The organism is Streptomyces coffeae, assembly GCF_016741875.1.
Taxonomy (GTDB): Bacteria; Actinomycetota; Actinomycetes; order Streptomycetales; family Streptomycetaceae; genus Streptomyces; species Streptomyces coffeae.
The window spans coordinates 157,079-172,259 of the sequence record NZ_JAERRF010000011.1; the positions used below are offsets into that span (position 1 = coordinate 157,079).

Here is a 15,181-nt window from a genome sequence, read left to right on the forward strand (position 1 = left end):
CAGCCTCGACCGGACAGGTTTGCGGTATGGGGGCGCTACACGGTGGACTGCCCACATGACTGCGAACCGCGTCCTCTACCTGTTCGGAAGCGCCGCCCCGCCCGTGCTGAACATCGCCGGTGTCATCGAGCGAGCGCAGTCAGCCGACTGGGATGTCTGCCTCGGATTGACCCCCACAGCCGCACGCTGGCTTGACGACGAGCTGCCAGCCCTGGAGGAGCTGACCGGACACCCGGTGCGCAGCCAGTACAAGCTGCCCTGGGAGCCCGACGCCTGGCCCCCTGCGGATGTCGCCGTCCTGGCACCCGCTACCTTCAACACGATCAACCAATGGGCCCTGGGCATCACCGACAAGTTCATCGTCGGATTCGTGGCCGAGGCCATCGGCAAGGGCATCCCCACCGTGACCATGCCGTGCGTCAACGCCGCCTACGTCCAGCACACGCAGTTCGACACCAGCGTTGCCACGCTCCGCGCGATGGGCGTACGTGTGCTCTACGGAGAAGGCGGCTTCGTGCCCAGCAAACCGGGCCAGGGCCGACCGGAAAGCTATCCGTGGCACCTGGCCCTCGACGCGGCGGCATCAGCCCTCAGCGGGCCTGAAGCCGCTCAGCGGTGAGCCTCAGCCGTCGGCAGGGGCGATGCCGATAGGGCAGGAAACGCCCGTGCCGCCGATGCCGCAGTAGCCCGCCGGATTCTTGTCCAAGTACTGCTGGTGATATGCCTCGGCCGGGTAGAAGGCGCCCGCGGGGAGGATTTCCGTGGTGATGTCGCCGTAGCCCGAGCCGGTCAGCACGGACTGGTAGGCGGCGCGGGAGGATTCGGCCTCGGTCTGCTGCTCGGGGGAGTGGGTGTAGATCGCCGAGCGGTACTGGGTGCCGACGTCATTGCCCTGGCGGAAGCCCTGGGTGGGGTCGTGGGACTCCCAGAACAGCTTCAGCAGGGCGCCGTAGGAGGTGACGGACGGGTCGAAGACGACGCGGACGGCCTCGGTGTGGCCGGTGAGGCCGCTGCACACCTCTTCGTAGGTGGGGTTCTCGGTGTGGCCGCCCTGGTAGCCGACGAGGGTGGTCCAGACTCCCGGGGCCTGCCAGAACTTCCGCTCCGCGCCCCAGAAGCAGCCAAGACCGAAGTCGGCCACCACCAGGCCGTCCGGATACGGGCCGGTCAGGGCGTTGCCGAGGACCGTGTGGCGGCCGGGGAGGGAGAACGCCGGGTCCGGGCGGCCCTTCAGCGCCTCCTCGGGGGTCGGGAGGTGGTTCTTGTGGCGGCTGAACAGCATCTGGGCTCCTCGCTCGGGTACGCGGCGCATCCCCTACAACGGATGCGGGCCCGGCAGAATTCCAGCCGACCGCCGCCGCGAAGCGTCACCGCGGCAGCGTCGCCGGGGAGCCGCCGTGGCCCTCCCAGCCCGCCACCGCCAGCGCCCGGTAGACCGTGTACTCGGCCGCCGGGTCCGCGCCGTAGGACCACGGCACCGCGCCCACATGGCCATCCACGTGCCGCAGCTGCTCCATGGCCTCCGCGTACCGCTCCGCCCGTACCAGGAACCACACCAGGAGATGGCGGACGTGTGGCAGCACCGGGTGGTCGGCGGGGGCCTGGTGGGTCGCGTAGAGGGCGCCCTCGATCGCCTTGGTGATCACATCGCTCTGGTAGAGGCTGCGCACCAGGTTGACGTCCGGCAGATGCTCGAAGACGCCGAACAGCGGCAGCGCGGGCAGCAGGCTCTTCGGCGGGGCGGAGGCGGCGGCCGCGTGGGTGAAGGCGTCGGCGAGCTCCTGGGAGCCGTGCCACTTGCCGCACCAGTAGTGCAGCGCGGCCAGATGGGCGCCCATGTGGTGCGGGGCGCGCTCGGTGACCTTGGACCACAGTTCCTCGAAGTCGGCCTGCCGGTAGCCCAGGCCGCGGGCGACGCCGAGCTCGATGATGTACGGCACCGGGTCGCCGGGGGCCAGCAGCGCCGCCTCCTGGCAGACGGTCCGGGCCTCCTCGAGGATCATGCGGAAGTCGGGCGAGGCCGGGTCCAGCAGGGCCTGCCGGACCAGGAACTCGGCGTGCACCGCGGCCGCGCCCGCGTCCTTGGGGGCCGCCACCCGCCAGGTGCGCAGCCACATCCCGCCCTGTCCGGGCGTCCGGGCCAGCTCGTAGGCCGCCGCCCCGGCCAGCGTCTGGACCCGCTGCCAGCGCAGCTCCGAACCCGCCTCGGTCAGCGCGAGCAGCCGGGCGGCGGGCTGCCAGTCCTGGCTCGCCTGGACCTCCTCCAGGGCCTCGGTGAGCGGGCGGTCCGGGCCGGGCAGCCGTACGTCGAGCCGCTCGCGCGGGACGAAGCCGTACTCCTCCGGGTCCGAGGCGCGCAGCGCGCCCCGCACGGCCTCGCGGCCTCCGCGCATCCGCCGCACCGCGGGCACGATGATCAGCCCGCCCACCATGACGAGGGCGATGAGGAAGATCAGAAGCTCCATGAGGTGTCCCCGTGTGAAGGTACGAACGGTTCCGACGGTCCTGACGGCCTGGCTCCAGCCTATGCGCCCTCCCGCACGAGGGATCCGGCACCGCCCCGCCGGGCGTTACCCTCGGCCCATGACCGACCAGCATCAGCACCCGCAGAGCTTCGAGACGCTCGCCATCCACGCCGGCCAGGAGGCGGACCCGCTCACCGGGGCCGTCGTGCCGCCGATCTACCAGGTGTCCACCTACAAGCAGGACGGGGTGGGCGGCCTGCGCAACGGCTATGAGTACAGCCGCTCCGCCAATCCCACCCGCACCGCCCTGGAAGAGAACCTGGCGGCGCTCGAAGGCGGCCGCCGTGGCCTGGCCTTCGCCTCCGGCCTGGCCGCCGAGGACTGCCTGCTGCGCACCCTGCTGGTCCCGGGCGACCACGTGGTGATCCCGGACGACGCCTACGGCGGTACGTTCCGTCTGTTCGCCAAGGTCGTGGAGCGCTGGGGCGTGGAGTGGTCGGTCGCCAACACCTCCGACCCGGCCGCGGTACGGGCCGCGCTCCGCCCCCGTACGAAGGTGATCTGGGTCGAGACGCCCAGCAACCCGCTGCTCGGCATCACCGACATCGCCGCCGTCGCCGACATCGCCCGCGGTGCCGGGGCCCGCCTGGTCGTCGACAACACCTTCGCCAGCCCCTACCTTCAGCAGCCGCTGGCGCTGGGCGCTGATGTGGTGGTGCACTCCACCACCAAGTACATGGGCGGCCACTCGGACGTCGTCGGCGGTGCGCTCATCGTCGCCGACCCCGGTCTCGGCGATGAACTCGCCTTCCACCAGAACGCGATGGGCGCCGTCGCCGGGCCCTTCGACTCCTGGCTGGTCATGCGCGGCATCAAGACCCTCGCGGTCCGGATGGACCGGCACAGCGCCAATGCGAGCCGGATCGCGGAGCTGCTCTCCTCCCACTCCAAGGTGACCGAGGTCTACTACCCGGGCCTGCCGGAGCACACCGGGCACGAGGTCGCCGCCAAGCAGATGCGGGCCTTCGGCGGCATGGTGTCGTTCCGGGTCGCGGGCGGCGAGGAGGCGGCGGTCGAGGTCTGCAACCGGGCCCAAATCTTCACGCTGGGCGAGTCGCTGGGCGGTGTCGAGTCGCTGATCGAGCACCCGGGCCGGATGACGCACGCCTCCACGGCGGGGTCGGCCCTCGAGGTGCCAGCGGACCTGGTCCGGCTGTCGGTCGGCATCGAGTCGGTCGACGATCTGGTGGCCGACCTGACCCAGGCCCTGGGCTGATCCGGCCCCCGGCTCAGGCCAAGGCTCCGGTCCCGGGCTGACGCCCGTCTCACCACCCCTCCAGCGGAGGGGTGGTGTTGGTCGGCGGCGCCGTCCACGGCTCGACGATCGCCGCCCACACGCTGAACGCGAGGATCGCGGCGAACAGCAGCACCCAGCCGACGGTGCGTACCGCGCGGTGGCGGCGGAGGATCCGCCGCCCTCGGCCGGCCGCCCGGTCCGCCAGGTCCGGGGGCAGCAGCGGGTGCGGGCCCTCCATCATCCGGCGGACCTCGTCCTCCTTGCGGTCCCAGGCGCTCATGGGCCCGTTCCCGCCGCCCCGGCCGCCTTGGGGGCGCCTGCGGGTGTGCCCGTCGTCGCATCCGTTGCCGTGTCCCCGCGCCGTGGCGGTGATGGCTGCCGTGGCACCCCGCTGCGCATCACCGACACCGCGCGGGTGCAGATCGCCCGTACCCGCTCGACCGGGAGCCCGAGCGCGGCGGCCGTCTGCTCCTCGGCCACGCCCTCGTAGAGCCGCAGCACCAGCACCAGCCGTTCGCGCGGGGCGAGCCGGTCCAGGGTGCCGCCGCGCGGACGTCGGTAGTGATGGCCGCCGCGGGCGAAGAGGGCGGCAAGCTCCATACGGGTGCGGTCGTACGGATCCTCACCGCGCAGCCGGTCCCAGCGGGCGTACGTGCGCGCGAGCGCGGCGGTCAGCAGGTGCTGGGCGGCGGTGGTGTCCCGCGTCGGTCGTTCCCCCGTGAGCAGCGTGGCCGCATGCAGCAGCCGGCCACCCGCGCCCGCGACGAATGCCTCGAACTCCCGGGCCCGGCGGCTCTCCCGTGCTGCCCGCCGTTCTCGCACCACGCCTCCGCCTCCCCGTTCCTTTAGGACACGGCAGGCACGGGCGCGCGGTCAAGAGGTCTGCCGCCGGTGCATGACGGTCCGCTGGGCGGGCGCGGTGGGCCCCAGCGGTGTCCGCGGTGTCCGCGGTGGGCGCGGTGGACCTCAGGAGGCGGGCGCGGCCTGCGGCACGGCGTTGTGCGTGGTCTGCGGCAACGGGCTGCTCGGGTCCTGGACCAGCGTGTTGTGCGCGGCGGAGAGGGCGCCGTTGAAACGGGTCAGCAGGTCGCAGAACACATCGCGCTCGTCCTCGGTCCAGCCCGCGGTCACCTGGGCCATCAGCTCACGCCGGGAGGAGCGGACCTCCTCCAGCCGGGCCTTGCCGCGAGGGGAGAGCTGGAGGACGACCGCGCGGCCGTCCTCGGGGTGCGAGGTGCGCTTGACCATGCCGGAGTCGACCAGCGGGGCAACCTGGCGGGTCACGGTGGACGAGTCGATGCCCATGCCTCCGGCGAGTGCCTTGACTCCCATCGGGCCTTCCTGGTCAAGCCGGTTGAGCAGCAGATAGGCGGCTCGGTCCATGGAGTTGCGGACCTGTCCGACGCCGCCGAGGCGGGTCTGTTCCGCGCGGCGTGCGAAGACGGCGACCTGATGCTGGAGGGAATCCAGTACGCCTGTGTTGAGTTGAGTCGTCATGTCCGATTGGGTGGGCATGGCCTAGGGCTCACTTCATGCGGTGGTCTGTGGGATGTGGCACAGAGTACGCGGCCGGGGCCCCGCCCGTACGGGAGCTGCAAAAACCTGCCGTCCCCCATGCACCCCTATCGGCCGCCGCCCTGTGCCGTGACAGAGGGTTATGCCTGGTGGAGCGGGTGGAGCGGCCGCATGGCGCGGTGGTTGGACCTGTGGCGGCGGGTTTCCGGCAGGTTCCGGCCGGTCCGGCTCGCGGGCCCGGAACGCGGTTCCGTTGGCGCGATGCGGTCACGGTGGACGCGATGCCGTGACGCGATGCGGTCACGGTGGACGCGGTGTGGTGACGGTGGAACGCCGTGCTGTCGGTGTCGGCGGGCACCGCCCCGATCCGCCCTCGCGGCGACAAGCTGTAAGACTGGGGCCATGGCTCCACGACCCGGCGACGAGGACGGGCCCCACACCGCCCCGCGCACCGCACCCTCCGTGATCACGCTCGACGATGTGCGCAAGGCACAGAAAATGCTGTCGGGGGTCTCCCGGGTGACCGCCCTGGAAGGCAGCCGCCACCTCTCCTCCCTGGTCGGCGCCCCGGTGCAGCTCAAATGCGAGAACCTCCAGCGCACCGGCTCGTTCAAGCTGCGCGGCGGCTATGTGCGGATCGCGGGCCTGAGCCCCGAGGAGCGGGCGGCGGGTGTGGTCGCGGCGAGCGCCGGGAACCACGCGCAGGGTGTCGCGCTGGCCGCCTCGCTGCTGGGAGTGCGCTCGACCGTCTTCATGCCGGAGGGCGCGCCGCTGCCGAAGATCGCGGCCACCCGGGACTACGGCGCCGAGGTGCGGCTGTGCGGCCAGATCGTGGACGAGACCATGCGGGCGGCGCAGGAGTACGCCGAGCGTACGGGCGCGGTCTTCATCCACCCCTTCGACCACCCGGACATCATCGCGGGTCAGGGCACCGTGGGGCTGGAGATCCTGGAGCAGTGCCCCGAGGTGCGCACCGTGGTGGTGGGGATCGGCGGCGGCGGTCTGGCGGCCGGGATCGCGGTCGCGGTGAAGACGCTGCGCCCGGACGTACGGGTGGTGGGGGTGCAGGCGGAGGGCGCCGCGGCGTATCCGCCCTCGCTGGCCGCCGGACAGCCGGTGTCGATCGAAGCGCCGGTGACCATGGCCGACGGCATCAAGGTCGCGCGGCCGGGCGACGTTCCGTTCAGAATCATCGACGACTTGGTCGACGAGGTCCGTACGGTCACCGAAGACGAGCTCTCCAGCGCGCTGCTGCTGTGTCTGGAGCGGGCGAAGCTGGTGGTCGAGCCGGCGGGCGCGAGCCCGGTGGCCGCGCTGCTGTCGGCGCCGGAGTCGTTCGACGGTCCGGTGGTGGCGGTGCTCTCGGGCGGCAATGTGGATCCACTGCTGATGCAGCGGATCCTGCGGCACGGTATGGCCGCGGCGGGGCGCTATCTGTCGCTGCGGCTGCGGCTGACGGACCGGCCCGGCGCGCTGGCCTCGCTGCTGGGGGCGCTGTCGGTGGTGGACGCCAATGTCCTGGACGTCAGCCATGTCCGTACCAATCCGCGGCTGGGGCTCAGCGAGGCGGAGGTCGAGCTGCACTTGGAGACGAAGGGGCCGGACCACTGCGACGAGGTGCGGGAGGCGCTGAGCGCAGCGGGCTACAGGGTGATGGCCTGACGCCCGACGCCTGACGCCTGACCGCGGACGGCCGGGGGATCGTGCCCCCGGCCGCGGAGTGCCGTGCTCCGGGGGCCTGTTGGGGCTCGTTGGGGCGCGTGGGGGTTGGCCGGAGCTCGTTGGTGCCCGTTCGCCCTCGTGTGACCTGGGGGCTTACGACTGTCGCGTTGATGTTCGCCACACGTATGTCGCGATGTATCGCGTCTACGCTATTCTTCTTATCTGCTTGCTGCCGCGCGCTGCACAAGTTGGCGGACCTATGCCTTGATTGAGGGGGCGCATCCGCCGTGGCGAAAAACAGTCGCTCACCGCGGCGTCAGACGATCTCCGTGGAACGACCCAACCTCCTGGGAGTGCCAACATGCCAGGCGCTATTCATGCCGAGGGTCTGGTGAAAACCTTCGGCAACGTAAGGGCTCTGGACGGCGTCGACTTCGACGTACCCGAAGGAACCGTGCTCGGACTGCTCGGCCCCAACGGCGCCGGCAAGACCACTGCCGTGCGTGTCCTCACCACGCTGCTCCGCCCGGACAGCGGGAGGGCGGTGGTCGCGGGGGTGGATGTGCTGAAACACCCCAACGAGGTGCGCCGCTCGATCGGGCTGTCCGGGCAGTTCGCGGCCGTGGACGAGTATCTGACCGGCCGCGAGAACCTCGAGATGGTCGGGCAGCTCTACCAGATGGGCGCGCGGGCGTCGAAGGCCCGCGCGGGTGAACTGCTGGAACGGTTCAGCCTCGCGGACGCCGCGGACCGCACCGCCAAGACCTACTCCGGCGGGATGCGCCGTCGGCTCGACCTCGCCGCGGCCCTGGTCGTCAGCCCGCCCGTGATGTTCATGGACGAGCCGACCACCGGTCTGGACCCGCGCAACCGGCAGGCGCTGTGGGAGGTCATCCAGGAGCTGGTGGCCGGTGGTACGACGCTGCTGCTGACCACGCAGTATCTGGAGGAGGCGGACCACCTGGCGCATGACATCTGCGTCATCGACCGCGGCCGGGTCATCGCGCGCGGCAGCTCCGACCAGCTCAAGGCCCGCACCGGTGGGGAGCGGGTGGAGGTCGTGGTGCACGAGCGCGACCACATACCCGTTGCGGACCAGGTGCTGCACGCCCTGGGCAAGGGCGAGACCACCGTGGAGGAGCACACCCGCAAGGTCACCGTCCCGGTCGTCGGCGGGGCGAAGCTGCTCGCCGAGGTCATCCGTGAACTGGACAGCCGCGGAGTCGAGATCGACGACATCGGGCTGCGCCGCCCGACCCTCGACGACGTGTTCATCTCCCTCACCGGCCACGGTGCCGAGGAGGACGGCACGGACCAGGCGTCCAGCGGCGCGGACCAGGCGTCCACCGGCAAGGCGTCCAGCGGCAAGGCGTCCAAGGGTAAGGCGTCCGCGGGCGCGGGCAAGGGAGGAAAGTGATGGCCGTCGTCGAGGAGACCGGTGCCACCGTCGCGGCGGCGCCTCGCCCGCGCGGCGGACCGCTGGCGTCCGTCCGCGACTCCCTGGTGGTCGCCAAGCGGAACCTGATCCGCATGCTGCGCATCCCGGAGATGGTGATTTTCGGCCTGATCCAGCCGGTGATGTTCGTGGTGCTGTTCAGCTATGTGTTCGGCGGCGCGATCATGATCCCGGGGCAGAGCAGCTCAGACGCGACTGTATATCGCGAGTATCTGATGGCCGGGATCTTCGCCCAGACCGTGACCTTCGCCACGGCGGGCGCGGGCGCCGGGATCGCCGACGATATGCACAAGGGTCTGATCGACCGCTTCCGCTCACTGCCGATGGCGCGCGGCGCGGTGCTCACCGGCCGTACGCTCGCGGATCTGGTGCAGACGGCGCTGACGGTGGTCGTGCTGGCGATCGTCGCGCTCATCGTGGGCTGGCGGGTCCACGACGGCATCCTGAACGCGCTCGGCGCCTTCGGTCTGCTGCTTCTGCTCGGTTACGCCTTCTCCTGGATCGGCGCGCTGATCGGGCTGTCCGTACGGACCCCCGAGGCGGCCACGTCCGGCGGGCTGATCTGGCTGTTCCCGCTGACCTTCATCTCCAACGCCTTTGTGCCGTCCAGCCAGATGCCCGCCTTCCTCCAGCACGTCGCGGACTGGAACCCGTTCAGCGCCACGGTGCAGGCGTGCCGTGAGCTGTTCGGCAATCCGCAGGGCGTGGTCTCGGACGCCTGGCCCATGCAGCACCCCGTCATTGCGTCGGTGCTCTGGTCGGTTGTGATCATCCTGGTCTTCCGGACGCTGTCGGTCCGCAAGTACCGCTCGGCCGCCGCCTGAGCCGCGGTGGACACCGGAACCCCGGACAGCGGAGAGCCCCGGCCGTGGCGACGGCCGGGGCTTCTCGCGGTGTCCGTGGGGCGAGGGGCGCTCAGCCCTGGTACGGCTTGGCCTCCAGGATCCGCACCGAAGCGGTGCGGCCGTTGGGCAGTTCGTACTCGGCGTCCTGGCCGACCTTCTTGCCGGTCACACCCGAGCCCAGCGGGGACTGCGGCGAGTAGGTCTCAATGTCCGAGCTCGCGTACTCACGGGAGGCGAGCAGGAAGGTCAGGGTGTCGTCCGGATCGCCGTCGAAGGCGATCGTGACCACCATGCCGGGGGCGACCACACCGGTGTCCGCGGGTGCCTCGCCGACCTTCGCCTGCTCCAGGAGCTGCGTCAGCTGACGCACCCGGAGCTCCTGCTTGCCCTGCTCTTCCTTCGCGGCGTGGTAACCGCCGTTCTCCCGGAGGTCACCCTCCTCCCGGGCGGCCTCGATCTTCTTGGCGATCTCGATACGTGCGGGACCCGACAGGTACTCCAGCTCGGCCTTGAGCTGGTCGTACGCCTCCTGGGTCAGCCAGGTGACGTTCTCGCTGGTCTGGGTCACAGGTGCTCCTCGTCGGTGCTGGGAATACAAATGAACGCCCTACTCAGAAGGGTGCGCCTTCAAAGCCGGGCGAAACCACGAGCCTAACAATTCCGGCTGGAAACGGGGAGGAGGGAACTGGGCGGAATGCGGAGGAAACCCGTCAGCCCTGGTCAGATCGCACTCCGCTCACCGACACGTACCGTCCGTCTATCGGGCACCTGGTCGGCGGCGGCCCCGCTCGGCCTTCCGGGGCGGTTCAGCTGCCCGAAGCGGCTTCGCAGTCGACGAGCTCGGCACTGGTGGCACGCCCCGTGGTGCGCACGGTGACGACCTTGACGAGCTCGTCCTCACGCTGGGCGAAGGTGAAGTCCTTGCGGCCCACCTCGGCGTGGTCCTTGTCCAGGGTACGCAGCGTACAGACACCGGTGGTGTCCTGGTCCTTGATGACTTCCAGCCGGACCTCGACGGCGTCGTCCGCGACCACCTGGAAACCGAGCACCCGGCCGCTGACGTCCTCGCCGGTGATGTAGGCGTATCCGAGCCAGGAGATCAGGGCGAGCAGCCCGGCGCCGAGCACCGCGCCCACGATTTTCAGCGTGCGGTCGGCGCGTGCGTCGGCCGACCGGCCGTAGCGCCCGTCGGGCAGGCCATCGCGCACCGCGGCCATGATCCTTCCTCCTGCTGGGGGGACTCGGAATTATTCGACCCCGCTGTGGGTCACTATAGAAGCCGTCTTCCACGACGAATCACTGAGGATCGAACTTGACTGAGCAGCTGCGTTTGATGGCCGTGCACGCGCACCCGGACGACGAGTCGAGCAAGGGCGCGGCCACCATGGCCAAGTACGTGTCCGAGGGGGTGGACGTGCTGGTCGCGACCTGCACAGGCGGTGAGCGCGGCTCCATCCTCAACCCCAAGCTCCAGGGGGATCCTTATATCGAGGAGCACATCCACGAGGTCCGCGCCAAGGAGATGGACGAGGCGCGCGAGATCCTCGGCGTGAAGCAGGAATGGCTGGGCTTCGTGGACTCCGGGCTGCCCGAGGGTGACCCGCTGCCGCCACTGCCCGAGGGCTGCTTCGCGCTCCAGGATGTGGAGGAGGCGGCGGGCCGGCTGGTGAAGCTGATCCGTGCCTTCAAGCCGCAGGTGATCACCACCTATGACGAGAACGGGGGCTATCCGCACCCCGACCACATCATGACCCACAAGATCTCGATGGTGGCCTTCGAGGCTGCCGGTGACCCCGAGCGCTACCCCGAGGCCGGGGAGCCGTGGCAGCCGCAGAAGCTCTACTACAACCAGGGCTTCAACCGGCCGCGCACGGTCGCGCTGCACGAGGCGCTGCTGGCCCGGGGGCTGGAGTCGCCGTACGGGGAGTGGCTGGAGCGCTGGAAGGACTTCGGGCGGCCCGAGCGCACCCTGACCACATATGTGCCGTGCGCCGACTACTTCGAGATCCGCGACAAGGCGCTGATCGCGCACCGTACGCAGATCGACCCCGACGGCGGCTGGTTCCGGGTCCCGATGGACGTCCAGAAGGAGGTCTGGCCGACGGAGGAGTACGAGCTCGCCAAGTCGCTCGTGGATACCTCCCTACCCGAGGACGACCTCTTCGCGGGCATCCGCAACAATTGACCGCATGATGAGCGCGACCAGCACCCTCGCCGTAACGCATCTCGTCCCGCTCGCCAAGGAGCTGGACGAGAACAAGGTGACTCCGGGCGTCCTCGGTTTCATCGTCTTCGCACTGATCGGCGGCGCGGTGTGGCTGCTGATGAAGTCCATGAACAAGCACATGAACAAGGTGGACTTCGAGGAGGGCCCGGAGCCCGCCAAGGCCGCGGCCCCCGCCGCCGACCGTCCCAAGGGCGAAAGCCCGGCCTGACCCGGAGCGGCCCTGGCCGCCGAGGCCCGTCGGCCGGGCGGCCAGAGGCCCGGGAGGGCCGCGTCCGCGCGGGCGGGCGCGGGTGTCCTGCGCCGGACGAGCCCGGGCGGCCCGCCCGCACCGGTCAGGGGCGGGATGTGTTCGGCAGCACCGCCATGACCTCGCGGGAGTGGCGGCTCGGGACCATGCCGAGCTGCCACGCCTGCCAGCCCGTCTCGGGCTCCACTCCGCGCTCCAGCACCAGCGCGAACGCGTCCACACACCCCTCCAGCCGGGTGTCTCCGGGCGTGCCCTGCTCGCGGAGCTCACGGCGGAGCTCCGCCAGCTCCTCCTGGGCCACCGCGGTGCCGATCACGGAGCCGCCCGCCGAGGCGAACGGCAGCAGGGTGCAGCGCAGGAACCGGGCCCAGGAGCGGCCGCGCCGGTCGCCGTATCCGGCGAACAGCGCGGCCGCCTCGTCGATCAGCTCCAGCGCCTGAGCCGCCTTGCCGTTGCCCGCGTCGATCACGGCCAGCTCCACACAGGACCATGCCTCGCCATGAGCCACTCCCACCCGGCGGAAGTCCTGCCGCGCGTCCTGGAGCAGCTGCCGGGCGAATCCGCTGTTGCGCAGGGAACCGGTCTGCGCCGCCCGGAGATCGCGGGTGACCCGCGCCGAGTGGTGCCTGGCGCACGCCAGCCCGTACGCATCCCGCATCCGGCTGAACATCGTGCGCGCCCGCTCCAGCTCGCGCACCGCCGAATCGTGATCGCCGCGCTCCTCCAGCGCCTGGCCCAGGTGGTACAGCGTCCATGCCTCGCCGCGCGCGTCCTCGTTCTCCCGGTGGCGGGAGAGGGCCTGGCGGAGCTGGTCGACGGCGACCGTCGCCTCGCCGTCCACCAGCCGGGCACGGGCCAGCTGGGTCAGCGCCCATGCCTCGCCGCGCTGGTCGTGGGTGGTGCTGTACGCGTCCAGCGCCTCCCGCAGCTCGGCCTCCGCGCGTGCCACCTCGCCCATCCGCAGACAGGCCTGGCCGAGCTGGAAGTGGGCCCACGCCTGGCCGTGCAGACTCTCGCTCTCCCGGTGCAGCTCCAGGGCCCCGGTGAGCAGCTCCAGCGCCTCGGCGAGCCGACCGCGGTCGCGCTCGACAGCGGCCAGGGCGTGCATCGTCCAGCCGCGGTCCCCGCGCAGCTCCTCGGCGGACTGGAGCGACAGCGCCTCGCCCAGCTTCGCCGCGGCCTCCGCGAGCTGGCCCTGATGGTGCAGGGTGATGCCCAGGCTGCACAGCGCGCGGGCCGCCCCCGCCTCGTGCTGGGCCTCGAAATACAGGTCCACCACCGAGGACAGGGTGGTGCGCGCCTGGTCCAGCTCGCCGAGCTGGCGAGCGGCGATACCGGTGCGCCACTGCACGGAGCGCACCAGCAGCCCCTGGTCGACGGCCTGGGTCAGCTCGCTGATCTCGCCCAGCCGGTAGAGATCGCCGCGCAGCAGGCAGTAGTCGCAGAGGGCGCCCAGGAGGTGCAGCACCGCGGACTGGTCCACACCCTCCGCATGGCGCAGCGCCGCCGTGATGAAGCTGGATTCGTCGTCCAGCCAGCGCAACGCGGATTCCAGTGAGGTGAACCCATGGCCCGCGCCCTTGGCGAAGATGTCGGCGCGGGTGGACGTCTTGCCGTCGACCAGCCGGATCACCGAGTCGGCCAGCTCGGCATAGCTGCGGATCAGCCGCTCCTGGGCGGCGGTGCGCTGCTCCGGCTCCTCCTCGTCCAGCAGGCGGGCCTGGGCGAAGCTCCGCACCACGTCATGCAGGCGGTAGCGGCTGCCCCGCACATGCTGGATCAGCCCGGCGCGGCCGAGCGCCTTCAGATGGCGCGCCGCCTCCTGCTCATCGGTGGCCAGCAGCGCGGCGGCGGCCGCCGCGCCCAGACTGGCCCGCCCGGCCAGCGCCAGTCGGCGCAGCAGCCGCCGGGCGCCGTCCTGCTGGTCGGTGTAGCGCAGCCACAGGGTGCGCTCGACGGCGCCGACCGGGCCGTACGCCTCGAGCTCGGTGACCAGGGCGGCGGGGGTGCGCAGGCCCAGGGAGGAGCCCGCGATCCGCAGCGCCAGCGGCAGCCGCCCGCACAGCTCCGCGATCCGCTCGACGGACTGCGCGTCATACGGCCCGGCCCCCGCGGGCTCCTCGGCGGAGGCCCGCAGCAGCTCCTCGGCGCCCGGCTCGTCCAGCGGGCCCACCTCCAGCCGGTGCACCCAGGCGGCCAGATCGGCGGGCAGGGTGAGCGGGGTGCGCGAGGTGACCAGGATCAGGCTGTCGGACCGCTCGGGAACCAGCGTGCGCACCTGCTCGGCGTCGCTGGCGTCGTCCAGCACGATGGTGACGGGCAGCCCGGTCAGATGCTGGTGATACAGCTCGGTGAGCCGCTTGACGTGCTGGTCCTGGGTGGAGCGCTCGCGGAACAGCAGCTGGTCCCGGGGCGCGCCCAGCCGGTTCAGCAGATGCAGCAGGGCGTCACGGGTCGGCAGCGGGGACTGCTCGGCGCTGTCACCGCGCAGATCCACCAGGCATGCGCCGCGGAACTGGTCCCGCAGATGGTGCGCCGCCCGCACGGCCAGCATGGTGCGGCCCGAGCCCGGCGGCCCCTCCAGCAGCACCACGGTGGGCCTGGTCTCGGTGCTCGCCCGCGCCTGCCGCACCCACTGCGCGATCTGGGTGATCTGGGCGCGGCGCCCGGCGAACGGGCCGTCCGCCTCGGGGAGATGGGCGAAGGACTGCTCCAGCACGGTACGTCTGCGGGCCGCCTGGCTGCGGTCGGCGCCGCGCAGCGGCGGCGCCTGCCCGGTGGGGGAGGAGACGCGCTTCGATCCGCCGCCGCCCTGGCGGGTGGCGGCCGTGGTCATCCGGTGCTGGTCGATGAACGGGCGGATGCCCCGCACCTCGACCGCCGTGAGCCACTGGAGCCGCAGCTGCTCGGCGCCGCCGGGCTGATGGCGCAGGGCCGCCTGGCGGTGGGCCGCGGGCCAGTGCGCCGCGGTGAGCTTGAGGACCGCGGCGGCCGACCCGGCCACCGCCGCGCTCACCCCCGCGCCCAGGGCTGTGCCCGCCGAGACACCGAAGGTGAGATCCGCGCCGAACGCCGCGGCCGCCGCGACCCCGACCGCGAGTGCCGGGGTGCCGAGCTGCCCGCGGGTGAGCCGCGCCGACAGCGGACGGCTGCCCGCCTCCGACTCCTCCAGGGCGCGCACATACGCGCCGTACTCCTCGGCCGCGGTGGCCGCCATCCCCTCCAGCGCACCGCGCGCCCGGCTGAGCAGCACCCCGCCGTCCGTGCGCCCGCCCGAGCGGCGCACCTCCTCCTCCACGGCGCGCGACAGCAGCCGCTCGACCTCGGTCCGGTGGCTGTCCCGCAGCACCTCCAGTGAGCCCGGCATGATTCCCCCTCCTTGCGCATGTGCCACGCGTCGAGCGCGTGTTGCTCCCAAGTCTTCCGTTTCTGGCTCTTATCCGGCAGCCCTGTGGATAACTCCCTCC

Annotated in this window: 15 protein-coding genes; 7 read left to right on the forward strand and 8 right to left on the reverse strand. The window is 71.6% G+C overall.

Annotation, left to right across the window (positions count from 1 at the left end):
* The first annotated feature begins 55 nt into the window (after nt 1–55).
* Nucleotides 56–619 carry a flavoprotein gene (locus tag JK363_RS20825; protein ID WP_201876473.1) on the forward strand — a complete coding sequence of 188 codons (564 nt, stop codon included), beginning with the start codon at nt 56–58 and terminating at the stop codon, nt 617–619.
* A 3-nt stretch (nt 620–622) separates the two neighbouring features.
* On the opposite strand, the gene msrA is transcribed toward JK363_RS20825, so the two are convergent.
* Entirely contained in the window at nt 623–1,282 is a 660-nt protein-coding gene (msrA, locus tag JK363_RS20830; protein WP_201876474.1) for a peptide-methionine (S)-S-oxide reductase MsrA, read from the reverse strand.
* Between the two features lie 85 nt (nt 1,283–1,367).
* Nucleotides 1,368–2,465: a hypothetical protein gene (locus JK363_RS20835; RefSeq protein WP_201876475.1), complete on the reverse strand. Its 1,098-nt coding sequence runs from the start codon at nt 2,463–2,465 to the stop codon at nt 1,368–1,370.
* A 118-nt stretch (nt 2,466–2,583) separates the two neighbouring features.
* Between JK363_RS20835 and JK363_RS20840 the strand changes: the two genes are divergently transcribed.
* Nucleotides 2,584–3,741, forward strand: coding sequence for a cystathionine gamma-synthase (locus JK363_RS20840; RefSeq protein ID WP_201876476.1), 1,158 nt, complete (start codon nt 2,584–2,586; stop codon nt 3,739–3,741).
* Between the two features lie 49 nt (nt 3,742–3,790).
* Here the strand turns inward: JK363_RS20840 and JK363_RS20845 are convergent, their stop codons facing one another.
* From JK363_RS20845 to JK363_RS20855, 3 genes are all read right to left on the reverse strand, one after another.
* Entirely contained in the window at nt 3,791–4,042 is a 252-nt protein-coding gene (locus JK363_RS20845; protein ID WP_201876477.1) for a hypothetical protein, read from the reverse strand.
* The gene (locus JK363_RS20850; protein WP_201876580.1) at nt 4,039–4,584 is read right to left on the reverse strand and encodes a sigma factor-like helix-turn-helix DNA-binding protein; all 546 of its coding nucleotides are present in this window, start codon (nt 4,582–4,584) and stop codon (nt 4,039–4,041) included. The genes JK363_RS20845 and JK363_RS20850 overlap by 4 nt, the downstream gene beginning before the upstream one ends.
* 144 nt (nt 4,585–4,728) lie before the next feature.
* Nucleotides 4,729–5,277 carry a MarR family winged helix-turn-helix transcriptional regulator gene (locus JK363_RS20855; protein WP_201876478.1) on the reverse strand — a complete coding sequence of 183 codons (549 nt, stop codon included), beginning with the start codon at nt 5,275–5,277 and terminating at the stop codon, nt 4,729–4,731.
* A gap of 402 nt (nt 5,278–5,679) precedes the next feature.
* On the opposite strand from JK363_RS20855, the gene ilvA reads away from it, so the two are divergent.
* From ilvA to JK363_RS20870, 3 genes are all read left to right on the forward strand, one after another.
* Nucleotides 5,680–6,939, forward strand: coding sequence for a threonine ammonia-lyase (gene ilvA / locus JK363_RS20860; RefSeq protein WP_201876479.1), 1,260 nt, complete (start codon nt 5,680–5,682; stop codon nt 6,937–6,939).
* A gap of 361 nt (nt 6,940–7,300) precedes the next feature.
* Complete coding sequence (locus JK363_RS20865) at nt 7,301–8,356, forward strand: ATP-binding cassette domain-containing protein (protein ID WP_236075971.1); 1,056 nt, start codon at nt 7,301–7,303, stop codon at nt 8,354–8,356.
* The gene (locus JK363_RS20870) at nt 8,356–9,219 is read left to right on the forward strand and encodes an ABC transporter permease (protein ID WP_201876480.1); all 864 of its coding nucleotides are present in this window, start codon (nt 8,356–8,358) and stop codon (nt 9,217–9,219) included. Before JK363_RS20865 ends, JK363_RS20870 begins: the two co-directional genes overlap by 1 nt.
* Nucleotides 9,220–9,310: 91 nt before the next feature.
* Here the strand turns inward: JK363_RS20870 and greA are convergent, their stop codons facing one another.
* Nucleotides 9,311–9,808: a transcription elongation factor GreA gene (gene greA / locus JK363_RS20875; protein WP_201876481.1), complete on the reverse strand. Its 498-nt coding sequence runs from the start codon at nt 9,806–9,808 to the stop codon at nt 9,311–9,313.
* 238 nt (nt 9,809–10,046) lie between these two features.
* Nucleotides 10,047–10,457, reverse strand: a complete 411-nt coding sequence (locus JK363_RS20880; protein WP_201876482.1) for a DUF4307 domain-containing protein — start codon at nt 10,455–10,457, stop codon at nt 10,047–10,049.
* Between the two features lie 95 nt (nt 10,458–10,552).
* Here JK363_RS20880 and mca point away from each other — a divergent pair, with 95 nt between their 5' ends.
* The gene (gene mca, locus JK363_RS20885; protein WP_201876483.1) at nt 10,553–11,425 is read left to right on the forward strand and encodes a mycothiol conjugate amidase Mca; all 873 of its coding nucleotides are present in this window, start codon (nt 10,553–10,555) and stop codon (nt 11,423–11,425) included.
* 7 nt (nt 11,426–11,432) lie between these two features.
* The gene (locus JK363_RS20890) at nt 11,433–11,675 is read left to right on the forward strand and encodes a hypothetical protein (protein WP_201876581.1); all 243 of its coding nucleotides are present in this window, start codon (nt 11,433–11,435) and stop codon (nt 11,673–11,675) included.
* Nucleotides 11,676–11,799: 124 nt separating this feature from the next.
* On the opposite strand, the gene JK363_RS20895 is transcribed toward JK363_RS20890, so the two are convergent.
* Nucleotides 11,800–15,081, reverse strand: coding sequence for a tetratricopeptide repeat protein (locus tag JK363_RS20895; protein WP_201876484.1), 3,282 nt, complete (start codon nt 15,079–15,081; stop codon nt 11,800–11,802).
* Nucleotides 15,082–15,181: the final 100 nt, after the last annotated feature.

Bases quoted from the DNA above. Each gene is read 5' to 3' on its own strand.
- JK363_RS20825 (WP_201876473.1), top strand. From the start codon at position 56: ATGACTGCGAACCGCGTCCTCTACCTGTTCGGAAGCGCCGCCCCGCCC.
- msrA (WP_201876474.1), bottom strand. From the start codon at position 1,282: ATGCTGTTCAGCCGCCACAAGAACCACCTCCCGACCCCCGAGGAGGCG.
- JK363_RS20835 (WP_201876475.1), bottom strand. From the start codon at position 2,465: ATGGAGCTTCTGATCTTCCTCATCGCCCTCGTCATGGTGGGCGGGCTG.
- JK363_RS20840 (WP_201876476.1), top strand. From the start codon at position 2,584: ATGACCGACCAGCATCAGCACCCGCAGAGCTTCGAGACGCTCGCCATC.
- JK363_RS20845 (WP_201876477.1), bottom strand. From the start codon at position 4,042: ATGAGCGCCTGGGACCGCAAGGAGGACGAGGTCCGCCGGATGATGGAG.
- JK363_RS20855 (WP_201876478.1), bottom strand. From the start codon at position 5,277: ATGCCCACCCAATCGGACATGACGACTCAACTCAACACAGGCGTACTG.
- ilvA (WP_201876479.1), top strand. From the start codon at position 5,680: ATGGCTCCACGACCCGGCGACGAGGACGGGCCCCACACCGCCCCGCGC.
- JK363_RS20865 (WP_236075971.1), top strand. From the start codon at position 7,301: ATGCCAGGCGCTATTCATGCCGAGGGTCTGGTGAAAACCTTCGGCAAC.
- JK363_RS20870 (WP_201876480.1), top strand. From the start codon at position 8,356: ATGGCCGTCGTCGAGGAGACCGGTGCCACCGTCGCGGCGGCGCCTCGC.
- JK363_RS20880 (WP_201876482.1), bottom strand. From the start codon at position 10,457: ATGGCCGCGGTGCGCGATGGCCTGCCCGACGGGCGCTACGGCCGGTCG.
- JK363_RS20890 (WP_201876581.1), top strand. From the start codon at position 11,433: ATGAGCGCGACCAGCACCCTCGCCGTAACGCATCTCGTCCCGCTCGCC.
- JK363_RS20895 (WP_201876484.1), bottom strand. From the start codon at position 15,081: ATGCCGGGCTCACTGGAGGTGCTGCGGGACAGCCACCGGACCGAGGTC.